Origin of the sequence: Streptomyces sp. SolWspMP-5a-2 (assembly GCF_900091845.1) — a bacterium.
GTDB classification, from domain to species: Bacteria; Actinomycetota; Actinomycetes; order Streptomycetales; family Streptomycetaceae; genus Streptomyces; species Streptomyces doudnae.
This window is the reverse complement of the sequence record NZ_FMCI01000390.1, coordinates 35,176-52,168: the sequence shown is the minus strand read 5'-3', so window position 1 is coordinate 52,168 and position 16,993 is coordinate 35,176. Positions and strand designations below refer to the sequence as shown.

Below are 16,993 nucleotides of genomic sequence, written 5' to 3'. Positions count from 1 at the left end.
GCGCTGCGCGCCCGCGCCGCCGCCGTCGAGAGCTACGACCCGGCCACCGGCGCCCTGCGCTGGCGCTACGCCCGCACCGGCCACCGCCCGCTCACCGTCGTCCGGCACGCGTACAGGGACGCCCTCGCCCTCTGGGACGACGGCACGGTCACCGCCACCACCACCGGCCCGCACGCCCCCGCCGTCCGCTGGCACCGCACCCTGCCCGCCAGCGCCGCCTGGCTCCCCGCCCAGGGCGGCACCGGCGTGCTGCGCCCCCTCGGACACGGCATCCTCGCCGTCGTCACCCCGCGGCAGGTGGCCGCGTACCGGGTCGCGGACGGTGATCTGCGGTGGGTGCTGCCCGCCCGCGAGGGGTGTGCCTTCCGCCCCGCGCGTGGGATGCGTCACGCCGGTGCCCTGCTGCTCGCCCAGCCCTGCCGGGACGACGCCTGGACGGCGCAGGTCGTCGCCGTGGACGACCTGGGGCGGATCGCCCCGCACCGCACGCCCCTGGGCAACGACCTGCCCGGCGCCCGCGGCGGACACCGCGACCCAGGAAAAGGGCTTGCGAGGCCCCGTTAGACTTCCCTCATGGCCCCACTCCTCGCGCATTAGACGGCGGGACCGTCCTCAGCCGCCCATCCGTCAGTCACTTCCGCCCTGGAGTCTGTCCGTGATCTCCGCCTCCGGTATCGAGCTGCGTGCCGGTGCCCGCGTCCTCATCGAGTCCGCGTCCTTCCGCATCGCCAAGGGCGACCGCATCGGCCTGGTCGGCCGCAACGGCGCCGGAAAGACCACCCTCACCAAGGTCCTCGCCGGTGAGGGCATCCCGGCCGGTGGCACCGTCACCCGCTCGGGCGAGGTCGGCTACCTGCCGCAGGACCCCCGCACCGGCGACCTGGACGTCCTCGCCCGCGACCGCGTCCTGTCCGCGCGCGGCCTCGACGTCCTGATCCGCAAGATGCGCGAGAACGAGCAGCGCATCGCCACCGGCACGGGCGCCACCCGCGACAAGGCGATGCGCCAGTACGAGCGCCAGGAGACGGAGTTCCTCACCAAGGGCGGCTACTCCGCCGAGGCCGAGGCCGCCACCATCGCCGCCGCGCTGAACCTGCCCGACCGGGTGCTCGGCCAGCCCCTGCACACCCTCTCCGGCGGTCAGCGCCGCCGGATCGAGCTGGCCCGCATCCTGTTCTCGGACGCCGACACCCTCCTCCTCGACGAGCCCACCAACCACCTCGACGCGGACTCCATCGTCTGGCTGCGGGACTACCTGAAGACGTACCGCGGCGGCTTCATCGTGATCTCCCACGACGTCGACCTGGTCGAGACGGTCGTCAACAAGGTGTTCTACCTGGACGCCAACCGCGCCCAGATCGACATCTACAACATGGGCTGGCGCCTCTACCAGCAGCAGCGCGAGGCCGACGAGAAGCGCCGCAAGCGCGAGCGCGCCAACGCCGAGAAGAAGGCCGCCGCGCTCCACTCGCAGGCCGACAAGATGCGCGCCAAGGCGACCAAGACGGTCGCCGCGCAGAACATGGCCCGCCGCGCCGACAAGCTGCTCTCCGGCCTGGAGGCGGTCCGCCAGTCCGACAAGGTCGCCAAGCTCCGCTTCCCGGAGCCCGCCTCCTGCGGGCGCACCCCGCTGACCGCCGAGGGCCTGTCGAAGTCGTACGGCTCGCTGGAGATCTTCACCGACGTCGACCTGGCCATCGACAAGGGCTCCCGGGTCGTCATCCTCGGCCTGAACGGCGCGGGCAAGACGACCCTGCTGCGGCTGCTCGCGGGCGCGGAGAAGCCGGACACCGGCGAGGTCGTGCCCGGTCACGGGCTCAAGCTCGGCTACTACGCGCAGGAGCACGAGACGCTCGACCCCGAGCGCTCGGTGCTGGAGAACATGCGCTCGGCAGCCCCCGACATGGACCTGGTCGAGGTCCGCAAGGTGCTCGGCTCCTTCCTGTTCTCCGGCGACGACGCCGACAAGCCGGCCGGGGTGCTCTCCGGCGGTGAGAAGACCAGGCTGGCGCTCGCCACCCTCGTCGTCTCCTCGGCCAACGTCCTGCTGCTCGACGAGCCCACCAACAACCTGGACCCCGCGAGCCGTGAGGAGATCCTCGGGGCGCTGCGCACCTACAAGGGCGCGGTCGTCCTGGTCACCCACGACGAGGGCGCCGTCGAGGCGCTCCAGCCGGAGCGGATCATCCTGCTGCCGGACGGCGTCGAGGACCTGTGGGGCGCGGACTACGCCGATCTCGTCTCGCTCGCGTGACCCTGCCTGCTGAGAGGGCTGATCCACGGAGTATGGATCATTCGGCCTATCGGTGATCCACCATCTGTGTGAGATCTCCTCGTATCAAGGTGTGTCCTCCATCGATTTTCCGGCCGGGCCCTTTATCAGCGGGGGCCCGGCCGTCTCGCGTCGCTGACCTGGCACTTTCTCGTGGGCCCTGGTCAGAGGGCGGAACACGATCTCCCGGAATTGAAGACTCCGTATGTGGGGACGCACTCCTGTCGTCAAAAGCCTGTCTCACCGACCTTGCCGAATGGGTGGCCATGAAGCCCCGGAGGGGTGATCATGAGAAGTCCAGAGCGCACTTCCCATGAGGAGGCACGGGTGGCCGAGACTCTGAAGAAGGGCAGCCGGGTTACCGGCGCCGCGCGTGACAAGCTCGCGGCAGACCTGAAGAAGAAGTACGACTCCGGTGCGAGCATCCGGGCACTGGCCGAGGAGACCGGCCGCTCGTATGGCTTCGTGCACCGGATGCTCAGCGAGTCGGGCGTCACGCTGCGTGGACGCGGCGGGGCGACGCGGGGCAAGAAGGCTGCCTCGTCCTGACTCCCCGGGCGGCCCATCGGCTTCGATGGTGGCCACCCGGTCGGTCCATCGGTCGACCGGGTGGTTACTGTGCAGTCGCTTAGCACTCGCTCTGCTGACCGCACGCATCGGAGGCAACCCCATGGCTTCGCCCGCCCAGGACCTCGGTCCGGTACTCGACAAGGACGGCGTACGGCTCACCGTGGACGACGCGATCGCCACGGTGACCCTGACCGCGCCGGAGAGGCGCAACGCACAGAGCCCCGCGATGTGGCGGGCGCTCACCGAGGCGGGACGGCTCCTTCCGGGGTCGGTCCGCGTGGTCGTGCTGCGCGGCGAGGGCCGGTCCTTCTCCGCCGGGCTCGACCGGCAGATGTTCACGCCGGAGGGCATCGAGGGCGACCCCACCTTCATCGACCTCGCCCGCAGCAGCGACGGCGAACTCGACGCGAGCATCGCCGCCTTCCAGGAGGCGTTCACCTGGTGGCGGCGGAGCGACCTCGTCTCCATCGCCGCCGTCCAGGGCCACGCCATCGGCGCGGGCTTCCAGCTCGCCCTCGCCTGTGACCTGCGCGTCGTCGCCGACGACGTGCAGTTCGCCATGCGCGAGACCAGCCTCGGCCTGGTCCCCGACCTGACCGGCACCCACCCGCTGGTGGGCCTCGTCGGCTACGCCCGCGCGCTGGAGATCTGCGCGACCGGCCGCTTCGTCACCGCCGACGAGGCCGTCACGACCGGCCTCGCCAACATCGCCGTCCCCGCCGCCCAGCTCGACGAGGCCGTCCAGGACCTCGCAGCGGCCCTGCTGTCCGCCCCGCGCGACGCCCTCATCGAGACGAAGGCGCTGCTCCAGGGCGCGGCCGACCGCACCTATGACGAACAGCGCGCCGCGGAACGCACGGCCCAGTCCCGCAGGCTGCGAGACCTGGCGGGCCTCGGCGACTGACGCCGGGCCCGGGGCGGGGGCCGATCGCTTCCGGGGGTCCGGCCACCGGGCCGGTTTTCGGCCGCCGGGCCCGGGGTGCGACTGGTTCCCGGGCCTTTGGCTCCTGTTCCGGGGTTCGATCGCTCCTGGGTATCGGCCACCGGACCCGGCGTTCGACTCGTCCCGGCCCTCGGTGCCGGTCTCGGGGGCAGATTGCTCCGTGGGGTTTCGGCCACCGGGCCCGGGGTGCGACTGGTTCCCGGGCGTTTGGCGCCTGTCTCGGGGTTCGATCGCTCCCGGGTTTCGGCCACCGGGCCCGCGGTTCGACTCTTCGCGGGCCTTTGGCTCCTGCCTCGGGGTTCGATCGCCCCCGGAGTGCGGCCGCCCGGCCCGCGGTTCGACTGGTCCCGGCCCCGGCGCCTGTCTCGGGGTCGGATTGGTCCCGGCGCCCGGCCGTCGCCCCCGCCCGGACCCCACCCCCCGGCCCTCACCCCACCGACGTCACCAGGACCGTCACCGTGGGGCGGTCCGGCAGGGCTGCCGACACCGCCTCGCGGACCCGGACGGCCACCTCCACCGCGCGGTGGCCCGCCGCCACCGTGATCTCCACCCGCACGTGCCGTCCGGCGAGCGCGTCACCCCCGGAACCCGCCCCCTCGGCCGCGGGGCGCTCCTCGATCCGGACCCCGCGGTCCAGGCTCCGCGTCACCGCCACCACCCCCGGCACCGCCCCGGCCGCCTCCGCCGCCCGGTTCTCGTCGGCGTCACCCGGTCGGTCCAGCCGGGGCGGCGCGGGCGGATCGGCCGGTGCCGGGACCGGCTCCTCGTCCAGCAGGCCCGTCGCCCGCAGGTCCACCTCCGCCACCCGCAGACCGAGCCGCAGGTCCGCCGCGCCCGCCAGGGCCGTCCGCAGCCGCTCGGCGACCGCGGGCAGCGGCTGCGCCGCCGTCGCGGTGAACTCCGCCGTCAGCCGCAGCGGGCCCGGCCACAGCCCGCTCGGCGGCGGTGGGACGACGGGTTCCGCCGTCTCCTGGGGATCGGCGAGCGCCAGCCGCAGCCGGCCGAGCCGCACCCCCGGCACCTCCCCGGCCGCCCGCCGCAGCACCGCCTCCGCCGCCGCCTCCGAGATCCACGCGCCGTCGCGCGCTCCGCCCAGCGGCAGCAGCCTGCCGAGCCCCAGTTGTTCCCGTACCGCACGTGTCCAGTCCGCCGTCATTGCCCCAGCCTGCCGTATCCCTGGCGCGCGGTGCGCGAACCGCGCATACGGTGGTAAAAGGACGACGACCGAAGGGACGTACGGTCATGACCGACACCTCGGAACAGAACCGGAACCAGAGCCCGGACAGTGCCCAGGAATCCGCCGCCCGCAGGTCCACGCGGCGCGGCACGGGCGGCGCCGCCACCCGCGGGCGCACCACCATCGCCGACGGCGTGGTCGAGAAGATCGCCGGCCTCGCGGCCCGCGACGTCCTCGGCGTGCACGCCATGGGAAGCGGCATCAGCCGCACGTTCGGGGCCGTCAGGGACCGCGTCCCCGGCAACACCAAGTCCGTGACGCGCGGCGTCAAGGCCGAGGTCGGCGAGGTGCAGACCGCGCTCGACCTGGAGATCGTCGTCGACTACGGCGTCTCCATCGCCGATGTCGCCCGGGACGTGCGCGAGAACGTCGTCGCGGCCGTCGAGCGGATGACAGGACTTGAGGTCGTCGAGGTCAACATCGCGGTGAGCGACGTGAAGCTGCCCGACGAGGAGGACGACGAACCCGAGCCCCGGATCCAGTGATCCGGTCCGACCGACGAGCGAAGGAACAAGCATGAGCATGGCCGTGGCCGGCATGATCGCCGGGATGGCGCTGGGCTTCGCCGGGTACTTCGGCGGGTTCGGCGCGTTTGTGCTGGTGGCCGCGTTGGGCGCCATCGGTTTCGTCGTCGGCCGGTTCCTGGCGGGGGACCTGGAGCTGGGCGACTTCTTCCGCACCCGTGACGACCGACGACGGTGACCGTGACCGAGGGGACCGACGCGCCGGACGCCGTACCGGACGCCGTTCCGGCGGGCGAACGCGGCGCCGACCGGATCGCCGACCGGGTGGTCGCCAAGATCGCCGGGCAGGCGGCCCGTGAGGCGCTCGGACAGCAGGCCCCGGACACCGTGCCCCCGCACGCCACCGTGGTCGTCCACCAGCACTCCGCCCGGGTCAGGGTCCACCTCGAACTCGACTACCCGTGCGACGTCGGCGCCCGCTGCGCCGCCGTGCGTCGACAGGTGGCCGAGCGGGTAGGCGCGTTGGTGGGCATGGACGTCCCGGAGGTGGCCGTCCATGTGGAGCGGCTGCACCTGACCCCGACGCACGGCGTGGCACAGGGGAGGACGCGATGAGTGATCACCAGGGCTCGGAAGGCACCACCCAGCGACTGCCGGTCGTCGAACGGGCGCCCGGCAGCACCCCCGCGCCGTCCCCGCCGGTCATCGACGGCAGCGGTGGCGGCGGCGCGAGCGAACGGCGCTTCTGGTCGACCCGCCGGGTCCCCGCGGGCATCGTCGCCCTGCTGCTCCTCGGCGCCGCCGGGCTGCTCCTCTACGACGTCGCCGCCGTCCGGGCCGGGCGGCCCGCCATGAGCTGGCGCCGCCACCTGGCCGAGCAGCTCGCCAGACGGCCCCTGGACGACACCTGGGTCCTGGTCGGCGCCGGGATCGCCGCACTGCTCGGCCTCTGGCTGATCGCGCTGGCGATCACCCCCGGACTGCGCGCCCTGCTGCCGATGCGGGCTCTGCACCCCGACGTCCGCGCCGGACTCCACCGCGACGCCGCCGCCCTGGTGCTGCGCGACCGCGCGATGGAGGTCGCGGGCGTCCAGTCCGCGTCGGTGCGCACCACCCGCAGGCACGCCGACGTCCGGGCCGTCTCGCACTTCCGTGAACTGGACGACGTACGCGCCGACCTGGAACGCGTGCTCGCCGAGGCGATCACGGGCCTCGGTCTGGCCAGGCCGCCCGCGCTCGCGGTACGGGTGCGGCGCCCCGGGAAGAAGGAGTGAACGGCGTGCTCAGAGGCGTCAACCGGATCCTGCTCGCGCTCGTCGGCCTGATCCTGCTGGTGGCGGGCGGCTCCGTGCTGGCCGTCGGGCTCGGCGCGAGCCCCCCGTCCTGGTGGGTCTACGGCAGCCGCCACGACGTGCTGCTCACCCACGCCCAGCGCACCCGCTGGCGGGCCGACGGCTGGTGGTGGCCCGTGGTCGTCGCCGTGCTCGCCGTCCTCGTGCTGCTCGCCCTGTGGTGGCTGGCCGCGGTGCTGCGCCGCCGTCACCTCGCCGAGGTCTCCGTCGACACCGGGGACGGCGAGGAGGCCCTGCTGCGCGGCGGCGCGCTGGAGGAGGTGTTCGCCGAGCAGACCTCCCGGCTCGACGGCGTGGCCCGCGCCCGGGTCCGGCTGCGGGGCAGGCGCACCGCGCCCGCCTCCCGGCTGCGGCTGCTCCTCGAACCGCACGTGGACCCGGGGACGACCCTCCAGGACATCGCCACCGGGCCCCTCGCGCACGCCCGCGACTCGGCCGGACTCACCGCGCTCCCCACGGACGTGCGCATCAGGGCCGTCAAACACCGCGCGGAACGGGTGAGTTGACCCGCCTCCGGCTCAGAAGCCGTGCCGCACACCGCCGTCGACGGGGACCATGATCCCGGTCAGGTAGGAGGCGGCGGGGGAGAGCAGGAAGGCCGCCACCCGGCCGAACTCGTCCGGGGTGCCGTAGCGGCGCAGCGGGATCCGCGACTCGTTGGCGATCCGGGTGGCGGCCGGGTCGGCGGACATCCCGTCCAGCTCCCGCACCCGGTCGGTGTCGATCCGGGCGGGCAGCACCCCGACCACCCGGATGCCGCGCGGCCCCAGCTCGTCCGCCAGCGACTTCGCGAACCCGGCCAGACCCGGCCGCAGCCCGTTGGAGAGCGTCAGCCCGGCGATCGGCTCGTGGACGGAGCCGGACAGCACGAACCCGATGACACCCCCGTCCGTCAGCTCGGCCGCCGCGCCCCGCGCCATCCGCACCGCGCCCAGGAACACCGACTCGAACGCGGACCGCCACTGCTCGTCCGTCAGGTCGGCGACGAACCCGGCGGGCGGGCCCCCGACGCTCACCAGGACGCCGTCGAAGCGCCCGAAGCTCTCCCGCGCGGCGGCGATCAGCCGGGACGCGGCGTCGGCGTCCGCGTTGTCGACGGCGACCCCCACCGCGTTCGGCCCCAGCTCGGCCGCCGCCTCGGCGACCCGCCCCTCGTCCCTGCCGGTGACGACCACCTTCGCACCGTCGGCCAGCAGTTCACGCGCGGTGGCGTTGCCGAGGCCGCGGGTCGCCCCGGTGACGATGTACACCCGGTCCTTCAGTCCAAGATCCATGGTGTCCATCCTGCCCCGTCAGTCGGGCTGGTCGTCCCAGAACAGCGAGAGCGCGGTGTTGACCAGGCCGATGTGACTGAAAGCCTGCGGGAAGTTCCCCAGCAGACCGCCGGTCACCGGGTCGTACTCCTCGGAGAGCAGGCCCACGTCGTTGGTGAGCCCCACCAGGCGTTCGAACAGCTCCCGGGCCTCGTCGGTGCGCCCGGTCAGGTGCAGGGCGTCCGCGAGCCAGAACGAGCAGACCAGGAACGCGCCCTCGTCGCCCGGCAGCCCGTCGACGTCCGTCTTGCCCGCGCTGTAGCGCAGCACCAGGCCGTCGTGGTCGAGCCCCTCGCGGATCGCGTCCACGGTGCCCACCACCCGCGGATCGTCCGGCGGCAGGAAGCCGACCCGCGGGATGAGCAGCAGGGACGCGTCCAGCTCGGGGGAGCCGTAGGACTGGGTGAACGTGTTCCGCTCGGGGTCGTACCCCTTCTCGCACACCTCCCGGTGGACCTCGTCGCGCATCGCGCGCCACCCGTCGAGGTCGCCCTCGAGGCCCGGGTTCTCCTCCAGGGTGCGCACCGCGCGGTCGGCGGCCACCCACACCATCACCTTGGAGTGCACGAAGTGGCGCCGCCCGCCGCGCACCTCCCACAGCCCCTCGTCCGGCTCCCGCCAGGCCGTGCGCAGGAAGTCCATCAGCGCGCACTGGAGCGCCCAGATGTGCGGCCTGTCGGAGAGACCCGCGTGCCGGGCCAGCCACAGCGAGTCCATCACCTCGCCGTACACGTCGAGCTGGACCTGGTCCACGGCGCCGTTGCCGATCCGCACCGGCGTGGACCCCTCGAACCCGGAGAGCCACGGCAGCTCGAACTCGGGCAGCCGCCGCTCGCCCGCCAGGCCGTACATGATCTGCAGGTCGGCCGGGTCGCCCGCGACCGCGCGCAGCAGCCAGTTGCGCCACGCCTCCGCCTCCTCCAGATAGCCCGCCTTGAGGAGGGCGCCCAGGGTGAGGGTGGAGTCGCGCAGCCAGCAGTAGCGGTAGTCCCAGTTGCGCACCCCGCCCGGCTGCTCGGGCAGCGAGGTGGTCGCGGCGGCGACGATGCCGCCGGTCGGCGCGTACGTCAGCGCCTTCAGGGTGATCAGCGAGCGCAGCACGGTGTCCCGGTGCGGGCCGTCGTACCGGCACCGCCGCGACCAGGCCTCCCAGTCGGCGACGCTGGTGCGCAGCGCCTCGTCGGGATCCACTATCCGCGGGCGCGGCTCGTGCGAGGGGTGCCAGGTCAGCACGAACGCGACCCGCTCGCCCTCCTCGACGGTGAACTCCGAGTGGGTGCCGAAGTCCTTGCCCCAGGTGCGGACGGCGGGCTCGGTGCGCAGCCACACCGAGTCGGGCCCGGCGACGGCCACCCGGTGCCCGTCCGACCTGCGCATCCACGGCATGATCGAGCCGTAGTCGAAGCGCAGCCGCAGGGTGCTGTGCACGGTGACCTTGCCCCGCACGCCCTCGACGATCCGGATCAGGTCGGGCGCGGTGTCGCGCTGCGGCATCAGGTCGGTGACCCGGATCGCCCCGTCGTCCGTCTCCCACTCGGTGTCCAGCACGAGCGTGCCGGGCCGGTAGGAGCGCCGGGTGCTGGGGCCGTGGACGCCCTTGGGCGCGATTCTCCAGTGGCCGTTCTCCTCGTCGCCCAGCAGCCTGGAGAAGCAGGCCGCCGAGTCGAAGCGGGGCAGGCAGAGCCAGTCCACGGAGCCGTCCCTGCCGACCAGGGCTGCTGTCTGTTCGTCGCCGATGACGGCGTAATCCTCGATCCGCTGATGCACGGGGTGCGGTTTCCCGCCAGACGGGTGCGGCAATCAGGCGAGAGGGCCGGGTGGGTTAGGGAAGCGGTGAGAGATCCGTTACACGCCGGCGGGCTCGGGTTCGGCCGGGTTCTCCTGCGTCGCGGCCGCCTCCGCGCGCTCGCGGCGCTCCCTGCGCACCAGCACCCACCAGCCGACGGGCACGGCCGCGGCGAACAGCCACCACTGGATCATGTACGCGTAGTTGAGCGGGGCGTCCTCCCGGCCCGGGTCCGAGATCTGCTCCGGCGTGCCGCCCTCGGGCTCCGGCGCCGTCTGCTGCACGTAGCCGCCGAGCACCTCGGCGTGCAGCCGCCTGGCCTGCTCGGCGCTGTCGATCAGCATGATCTGCCGGTCGGGCAGGCCCGCGACGTTCTTGATGCCGCTGGCCTCGGTGGTCTCGTCGGCCATCAGCCGCCCGGTGACCGTGGTCCGCCCGGCGGGCGCCGCCGGGATCTTCGGGAACGCCGTCTGCGAGCCGTTCGAGGGGATCCAGCCGCGGTTGACGAGGACGACCCTGCCGTCCGTCAGACGGAACGGGGCCAGGACGTGGTAACCGACCTCGTCGTCGGAGTTGACCCGGCGGCGCACGACGACTTCCTCGTCGCTCTCGAACGTGCCGGTCGCGGTGACCGTGCGGTACTTGTCCTTCGCGGTGACGGCGTGCCCCGGGGAGGTGAGCCGCTCCACCGGGACCGGGTCGGCGTGCAGCGCGTCGGAGACCCGCTGGTTGCGGGCGCTGCGCAGCTCGTAGCGACTGTGCTGCCAGAAGCCCAGCTCGATCATCGTCGGGATCAGGGCGAGCGCGACGACGGTGAGGATCACCCACTGGCGGCTCAACAGGAAGCGGTACACCCCACGACCGTACAACTCGGTCGCCGGGGGCCCGAGCGCGGGTCACTCGTCGGCCGGGGCCACGTCCCGCAGGAGCTGTCCGAAGGCCGCCTCGTCGACCACGGGGGTGCCGAACTGGCGGGCCTTGACGACCTTGGAGGTGCCGGAGTCCGGGTCGTTCGTCACCAGCAGGCTGGTCAGCCGGGACAGGCTCGTCGCCACGTGCAGACCGGCCTCGGCCGCGCGGTCCTCCAGCAGCTCGCGCTCCACCGAGGTGTCCCCGGAGAACGCCACCCGCATGCCCTGCTTGAGCGGTTTGCCGTCTTCGTAACGACCTGGGTTGGGATGGGGGCATACAGGCCTCTTGCGGGAGGGGCGCCAACTGGACGGCCGGTAGCTCCCGTAGCCGCCCCCGGGAGCGCCGCCCGCCTGCCGCCCGATCTGCGCCGCCGGACGGTCCGCCCACTCCGTCAGCGGACGGCACTCGTGCAGCGGGAGCCGCACCCCGCCCGCCGCAGCCGCGCGCAGACTCGGCCGGAACGCCTCCGCCAGCACGCGCGCGTCGTCCAGCGCGTGGTGCGCGCGCTGCTGCACCACCCCGAAGTGCGCGGCCAGCGACTCCAGTTTGTGGTTGGGCAGCGGCAGCGCCAGCTCCTTGGCGAGCGCGATGGTGCACAGCCGCTGCCGCACCGGGGCCTCCCTGCGCGCCCGCGCGTACTCGCGGGCGATCATCTGCCAGTCGAAGACCGCGTTGTGCGCGACCAGCACCCGGTCCGCGAGCCGGGCCGCGAACTCCTCGGCGACCTCCTCGAAGAGGGGCGCGTCCGCCAGCACGTCGCTCGTCAGACCGTGGATCCACACCGGCCCCGGATCGCGCCGCGGGTTGACGGTCGTGTACCAGTGGTCCTCGACCTCACCGCGCGCGTCCAGCCGGTAGACCGCCGCCGAGATGATCCGGTCGTCGCGGGCCAGGCCCGTGGTCTCGACGTCGACGACCGCGTATCCCTGCGGATACCCGGCCGGCCACGGAGCGGGGACGGACGCTGCGGTCGTGAGGTCTTCGAGCATGGTCCCCGAGGATACGGGCCGCGACTGACAGCCCGTCGCCCGAGGGTCGGTCAGCGGCCCTGCGGACAGGGCCCGTTCGAACACCGCGCGGCGCACCCGCACCTCCGTGCGGCACCGGGCGCGGGGAGCGTCGGTGGGGCCCGCGCGGCCGTCCGGGTGCCATCCTCCCGGTGTGACCGAACCAACCCACGAGGGCGAGGCCCACGGCGGCGCCCTCGGCTCCCGGCTCAACTGGCTGCGCGCCGCCGTGCTCGGGGCCAACGACGGCATCGTCTCCACGGCCGGACTCGTCGTCGGCGTCGCCGGGGCCACCGACGACCGCTCCGCCCTGCTGACCGCGGGACTGGCCGGGCTGCTCGCCGGATCGATGTCGATGGCCGCGGGCGAGTACGTCTCCGTCTCCACCCAGCGCGACTCCGAACTGGCCGCCCTCGCCGCCGAGAAGCGCGAACTGCGCGAGCAGCCGGACGCCGAGCTGGAGGAGCTGACCGAGCTGCTCCAGGGGCGCGGCCTGTCCCGCGAGGTCGCCCGCGAGGCGGCCGTCCAGCTCACCGAACGCGACGCCCTGAAGGCGCACGCCGCCGTCGAGCTGGGCATCGACCCCGACCGGCTGACCAACCCCTGGCACGCGGCCTGGGCGAGCTTCCTGGCGTTCACCGCGGGCGCGCTGCTGCCGCTCCTGGCGATCGTCCTGCCCCCGGCCGGCCTGCGGCTCCTGATCACCGTCGGCTGCGTCCTTGCGGCCCTGACCCTCACCGGCTGGAGCAGCGCCCGCCTCGGTGGCGCGGAGCCCCGCCGCGCCATCCTGCGCAACGTGCTCGGCGGCGCCCTCGCGATGGGCGTCACCTACGCGGCGGGGACCCTCCTGGGGGCGGCGGGGGTGTGAACCGCGCCAGGGGCGCCCGCGGCCGGGTGAGGGCCCCGGGCCGCATCCGCGCCCCCGCGCGACGGGTCATCCCGGCGGGCGTACGGTGAGACGCGCGCCCCCTACGGACGCCCGCACCACCCGACGACCACCGGGCGGGCACCCCGTCCGCCTCCCCGGAGGACCGGGCGCCCCGCCCGACCCGGCGGCGGGCGGACCGGGCACCGCCGGGCGACCGGACACCGCACGGCCCGGGTTCTTCCGACCCCGGACAGACCGGTCACCGCGGGCCCCGGACACGCGCCACCGTCCGCGTCCGCCCCCGGGGCGCACGCACGCCGTACCACCGCACCAGAAGGACCCGCTCATGCGCGCCACCACCATCCACGCCCCCTTCGACCTGCGGGTGGAGGACGTCCCCGAACCGGTGGTGCGCCTGCCCACCGACGCCGTGGTCCGGGTGCTGCGCGCCTGCGTCTGCGGCAGCGACCTGTGGGCCTACCGCGGCGACTCGGCGCGCACGCCGGGCCAGCGGATCGGCCACGAGTTCCTCGGCCTCGTCGAGGAGACCGGCTCCAAGGTTGGCTCGCTGCGCCGCGGCGACCTGGTCGTCGCGCCCTTCGTCTGGTCGGACGGCGTCTGCGCCTACTGTCGCGAAGGGCTCACCACCTCCTGCCCGCACGGCGGCTTTTGGGGCTCGGTCGGCTACGACGGCGGCCAGGGCGAGGCCGTGCGGGTGCCGTTCGCGGACGCCACGCTGGTCAGGCTGCCGAAGGAGGCCGTCTCCGACGACCGGCTGCTCGCCGCCCTGCTGACCCTCTCCGACGTCCTCGGCACCGGCCACCACGCCGCCCTCGGCGCGGGCGTCCGGCCCGGCGCCACCGTCGCGGTCGTCGGGGACGGTGCCGTCGGCCTCTGCGCGGTCATCGCCGCGAAGCGGCTGGGCGCCGAACGGATCATCGCCCTCGGCCGCCACCAGGCCCGCACCGACCTCGCCCGCCGGTTCGGCGCCACCGACGTCGTCGCCGAACGCGGCGAGGCCGCCGTCGCCGCCGTCCGCGAACTCACCCGCGGTCAGGGCGCGCACGCCGTCGTCGAGGCGGTCGGCACCGAGCAGTCCATGCGCACCGCCGTGCGCATCACCCGGGACGGCGGCGCCATCGGCTTCGTCGGCGTCCCGCACGGCAGCGCCACCGGACTCGACCTCAGCGACATGTTCGACCGGAACATCGCCCTGCGCGGCGGGGTCGCCCCGGTCCGCTCCTACATCCCCGAGCTGCTGCCCGACGTCCTGGACGGCACGGTCGACCCGTCACCGGTCTTCGACCTCACCGTGGGCCTGGAGGACGTCCCCGCGGGCTACCGCGCGATGGACGAGCGCACGGCCCTGAAGGTCCTGGTCACCACGGGCTGAGGGGAGGGGAGCGGAGGGGGAGGGGGCGGATCGCGCGGAGGGGTCGAGAGGGTGGAGCGGCAGCGGTCGGCGTCAATGGTGCATCGAGGGGGTGGATCGGCAGCGGTCGGCGTCAATAGTGGATTGAGGGGCGGACCGGCGGCGGTCGGCGTCAATGGTTGATCGAGAGGGTGGAGCGGCAGCCGTCAGCGTCAATGGTTGATCGAGGGGGCGGACCGGCAGCCGTCGGTATCCAGAGTGGATCGCGTCAATGACTGACCCGGACCATGACCACATTGATCAACCGTGACCCGTGCCTCTCTCTCCCTCCCCTCTCCCTCCCCACGGTCGGTACCCGCCTCTCAGGACCACCGGATCGGCAGCGGCAGCGCCGTCAGCAGTCCCGACACCGCGACCACCGCCCCCAGCGCCACCACCTCGGCCCGCGCGGGGGCACAGGCGGTCAGCGGGTCGGCCGCCCGGCGCAGCCGCGTCCGAGCCCACAGGGCGAGCAGCGCCACCGCGGCCACCAGGAGCACCTTGGCGAGCAGCACCCGCCCGTACGCCGTCGTCGTCATCTGTTCGAGGACGGTGCCGGGCGGCATCCGGCGCAGCGAACTGCACACCCCGGTCGCGGTGATGACGGCCAGCAGCACGCCCGCCGCGCGCGCGTAGAGGCCGAGCAGCGCCGGACCCGCCGCGCCCGGCCCCCAGTGCCGCAGGAGCCGCAGCGCGTGCAGCAGGCCGCCCGTCCACAGGGCCGCGCAGAGCAGATGCGTCAGGGTGAGCCCGGAGCCCAGCAACGCGGTGTGCTCGGTGGTCGGGTGGGCGCGCAGGGCCTCCGCGACGACCACCGCGGCCAGCGGCCACAACCGGCCGAGCGGGCTCCGGGCACCGGCGCACAGGGCCGCCAGCAGGAAGGCGTTCACCTCGACGAGGGCCAGCCTGCCGTCCCGCGAGCCGTGCAGGCCGCCGAGGTCCATCGCGGCGAGGCTGTGCGGCACCAGGTTGCCGGTGGCCACGACGGAGGCGAGTCCGAGGGCGGCGACGAGACCGGCGCAGGCCGCGGGCACCGACCAGCTCCGGGGCCGGTCGGCCGGCGCGCCCGGCACCCCGCGCGCCAGCCGGTCCACGAACAGCTCGCCCAGCGGGACCGAGAGCGCCGCGAACAGCACCGCCCGCAGCAGGCCGACACCCGCGACCCCGGGGGCCGCCGCCTCGCCGGTGCCCGCCAGCGCGGCGGACGGGCCGAGCGTCGGTATGAGGGCGCCGAGCGCGACGAGCACGAGCACGGCGGCGGTCCGGCCGGTCGCCGGGCGGGATATCGGACCGTGCGGGTCGGTCACCTCGGGCGTGGGTCTCATCAAGGTCACCTCACGATCTTCACCAACCCGCACGGAAAGGGGCAACCGAAACAGGACGGGTGACGCGAGGACGCTCCGGCACCGGACGACGCTCCGGCACCGGACAAGGGACCGCCCCCTCCCGGCGGTTCACTCCCAGCGCGCCGCGTCCGTGCCCCAGTGGGTCGGCGGCCGTGCCCAGTCCCCGGGGCCGCCCGCGAAGGACAGCGGGGGCAGCGCGTGGCGCAGACGGCCGTAGGGACTGTCGCGTTCGGTGAGCCAGGGGTCGGGGGAGTCGCAGGCAGCGCCGGGCCCCGGCTCGCGCGGGACGCCGCGCAGCAGCCACTCGGCCGTCCGGGCGAGGGACAGGCGCACCACACGGCTCGCGCCGTCGTCCGCGCGCTCGGTGAGCGCCCGCAGGACCGCCGCCGCCAGCAGGTACCCGGTGCCGTGGTCGAGGGCCTGCGCGGGCAGCGCACCCGGCCGCTCCGTCGACCCCTCGGCCACCGCGATCCCGGTCGCCGCCTGGACGAGGCTGTCGAAGCCCCGCCGCTCCCGCCAGGGCCCGTGGGCGCCCCACGCCGACAACTGCGCCACCACCACCCCCGGCCGCCGCCGCGCCAGCGCCAGGGGCGACAGACCGAACCGGTCGAGGGCGCCCGGCCGGTACCCGGTGACGACGACGTCGGCCGACCCGAGCAACGCGTCGAACGTGCGCCCGTCCACAGCCAGATCGAGCCGCGCCGACCGCTTCCCGAACCCGGTGTCGATGTGCTGGACGGGCAGTTCGGGCAGGTGCGGGGCGTCCACCCGCAGCACGTCGGCGCCCAGCAGGGCGAGCGTGCGGGTGGCGACGGGGCCCGCGATCACCCTGGTCAGGTCGAGGACCCGCAGCCCGGCGGCGGGCAGCAGCGGCCCGGCGCCGCGGGCGAGGGGCGCGAGCGGCGGCGCCGGGGGAGCGTCCAGGACGGCGCGCTCCACCAGGGGCCGGGCGCGGACCTCGGCGGCCTGCGGGTGCGCCGCCCACTCCCCGGGGGTGCGCAGCGCGACGGCGAGACCCCCGGCCGCGTACACCGCGTCCTCCGCCTCGGCGGACGTGCGCGCGGCGAGCGCGTCGGCGACGGCGTCGGCCTCGCGCGGGTCCCCGCCGCTGCCGCCGTCCGGCAGGTCAAGCGCGGCCAGCAGCCGTGCCCGGTGGTGCGGGTAGTTCGCGTGGGTGCGCACCCAGCCGTCGGAGGTCCGCCAGAACCGGGACAGCGGGGCGAACCCGGCCGTGGCCCTGCCGTCCACCCGGAGGTGCCGTTCGCTGACGAACGCCGTCGCGACCGCGCCGTCGTCCACCCGTACGGAGGGCACCTCGGCGGCTCCGGTGCGCCGCGCGCCCAGTTCGGCCGCGGCCAGCGAGCACGCCGCGACGCAGGCCCGCGCCGCCTCCCGGACCGGGAGCCCGGCGTCGAGCACGTCCCGGCGCACCTCGTCCGACACCCGCGCGACCAGCTCCGGGTCACCGCCCAGGGCCGACCATGCGGTGTTGATCGAAGTCATGATTCCACT

General features: G+C 74.4%; 18 protein-coding genes. 11 read left to right on the top strand and 7 right to left on the bottom strand.

The genetic code is table 11. The features are described from left to right. From GA0115242_RS38460 to GA0115242_RS38445, 4 genes are all read left to right on the top strand, one after another. A partial coding sequence (locus tag GA0115242_RS38460) for a hypothetical protein (protein WP_237549559.1) occupies positions 1-564 on the top strand: 564 nt, incomplete at its 5' end. 91 nt (positions 565-655) lie between these two features. After that, positions 656-2,254 carry a ribosomal protection-like ABC-F family protein gene (abc-f, locus tag GA0115242_RS38455; protein ID WP_093836299.1) on the top strand — a complete coding sequence of 533 codons (1,599 nt, stop codon included), beginning with the start codon at positions 656-658 and terminating at the stop codon, positions 2,252-2,254. A 345-nt stretch (positions 2,255-2,599) separates the two neighbouring features. Beyond that, positions 2,600-2,821 (top strand): helix-turn-helix domain-containing protein, encoded by a 222-nt coding sequence (locus GA0115242_RS38450; RefSeq protein WP_004002281.1) that lies wholly within the window; start codon positions 2,600-2,602, stop codon positions 2,819-2,821. Positions 2,822-2,942: 121 nt separating this feature from the next. Then, positions 2,943-3,746, top strand: coding sequence for an enoyl-CoA hydratase/isomerase family protein (locus GA0115242_RS38445; RefSeq protein ID WP_093836298.1), 804 nt, complete (start codon positions 2,943-2,945; stop codon positions 3,744-3,746). 466 nt (positions 3,747-4,212) lie between these two features. On the opposite strand, the gene GA0115242_RS38440 is transcribed toward GA0115242_RS38445, so the two are convergent. Continuing rightward, positions 4,213-4,941, bottom strand: coding sequence for a nucleopolyhedrovirus P10 family protein (locus GA0115242_RS38440; RefSeq protein ID WP_093836297.1), 729 nt, complete (start codon positions 4,939-4,941; stop codon positions 4,213-4,215). Positions 4,942-5,027: 86 nt separating this feature from the next. On the opposite strand from GA0115242_RS38440, the gene GA0115242_RS38435 reads away from it, so the two are divergent. The 5 genes from GA0115242_RS38435 to amaP are packed head-to-tail and all read left to right on the top strand — an operon-like array spanning position 5,028 to position 7,344. After that, the gene (locus tag GA0115242_RS38435; RefSeq protein WP_093836296.1) at positions 5,028-5,507 is read left to right on the top strand and encodes an Asp23/Gls24 family envelope stress response protein; all 480 of its coding nucleotides are present in this window, start codon (positions 5,028-5,030) and stop codon (positions 5,505-5,507) included. A gap of 31 nt (positions 5,508-5,538) precedes the next feature. Further along, positions 5,539-5,724 (top strand): hypothetical protein, encoded by a 186-nt coding sequence (locus GA0115242_RS38430; protein WP_093836295.1) that lies wholly within the window; start codon positions 5,539-5,541, stop codon positions 5,722-5,724. A gap of 2 nt (positions 5,725-5,726) precedes the next feature. Further along, positions 5,727-6,101 (top strand): Asp23/Gls24 family envelope stress response protein, encoded by a 375-nt coding sequence (locus tag GA0115242_RS38425; RefSeq protein ID WP_093836302.1) that lies wholly within the window; start codon positions 5,727-5,729, stop codon positions 6,099-6,101. Continuing rightward, a complete protein-coding gene (locus GA0115242_RS38420) occupies positions 6,098-6,760 on the top strand; it encodes a DUF6286 domain-containing protein (protein ID WP_093836294.1) in 663 nt (220 codons plus the stop codon). Before GA0115242_RS38425 ends, GA0115242_RS38420 begins: the two co-directional genes overlap by 4 nt. Then, positions 6,757-7,344: an alkaline shock response membrane anchor protein AmaP gene (gene amaP / locus GA0115242_RS38415; protein WP_093836293.1), complete on the top strand. Its 588-nt coding sequence runs from the start codon at positions 6,757-6,759 to the stop codon at positions 7,342-7,344. The genes GA0115242_RS38420 and amaP overlap by 4 nt, the downstream gene beginning before the upstream one ends. 12 nt (positions 7,345-7,356) lie before the next feature. Here amaP and GA0115242_RS38410 read toward each other — a convergent pair whose 3' ends face one another. The 4 genes from GA0115242_RS38410 to GA0115242_RS38395 form a co-directional block, all read right to left on the bottom strand. Then, positions 7,357-8,112: an SDR family oxidoreductase gene (locus GA0115242_RS38410; protein ID WP_093836301.1), complete on the bottom strand. Its 756-nt coding sequence runs from the start codon at positions 8,110-8,112 to the stop codon at positions 7,357-7,359. An 18-nt stretch (positions 8,113-8,130) separates the two neighbouring features. Then, the gene (locus tag GA0115242_RS38405) at positions 8,131-9,918 is read right to left on the bottom strand and encodes a glycoside hydrolase family 15 protein (RefSeq protein ID WP_093836292.1); all 1,788 of its coding nucleotides are present in this window, start codon (positions 9,916-9,918) and stop codon (positions 8,131-8,133) included. A 78-nt stretch (positions 9,919-9,996) separates the two neighbouring features. Continuing rightward, positions 9,997-10,791 carry an SURF1 family cytochrome oxidase biogenesis protein gene (locus GA0115242_RS38400; protein WP_093836291.1) on the bottom strand — a complete coding sequence of 265 codons (795 nt, stop codon included), beginning with the start codon at positions 10,789-10,791 and terminating at the stop codon, positions 9,997-9,999. A 42-nt stretch (positions 10,792-10,833) separates the two neighbouring features. Next, on the bottom strand, positions 10,834-11,838 hold the full coding sequence (locus GA0115242_RS38395; RefSeq protein ID WP_093836290.1) for a DEDDh family exonuclease: 1,005 nt from the start codon (positions 11,836-11,838) through the stop codon (positions 10,834-10,836). A 172-nt stretch (positions 11,839-12,010) separates the two neighbouring features. On the opposite strand from GA0115242_RS38395, the gene GA0115242_RS38390 reads away from it, so the two are divergent. Both GA0115242_RS38390 and GA0115242_RS38385 read left to right on the top strand, forming a co-directional pair. Next, a complete protein-coding gene (locus tag GA0115242_RS38390) occupies positions 12,011-12,724 on the top strand; it encodes a VIT1/CCC1 transporter family protein (RefSeq protein WP_093836289.1) in 714 nt (237 codons plus the stop codon). A gap of 346 nt (positions 12,725-13,070) precedes the next feature. After that, a complete protein-coding gene (locus tag GA0115242_RS38385; RefSeq protein WP_093836288.1) occupies positions 13,071-14,117 on the top strand; it encodes a zinc-dependent alcohol dehydrogenase family protein in 1,047 nt (348 codons plus the stop codon). A gap of 341 nt (positions 14,118-14,458) precedes the next feature. Here the strand turns inward: GA0115242_RS38385 and GA0115242_RS38380 are convergent, their stop codons facing one another. Continuing rightward, a complete protein-coding gene (locus GA0115242_RS38380; RefSeq protein ID WP_093836287.1) occupies positions 14,459-15,460 on the bottom strand; it encodes a CopD family protein in 1,002 nt (333 codons plus the stop codon). A 129-nt stretch (positions 15,461-15,589) separates the two neighbouring features. After that, positions 15,590-16,984, bottom strand: a complete 1,395-nt coding sequence (locus tag GA0115242_RS38375; protein ID WP_093836286.1) for a CoA transferase — start codon at positions 16,982-16,984, stop codon at positions 15,590-15,592. Between the last annotated feature and the right edge of the window lie 9 nt (positions 16,985-16,993).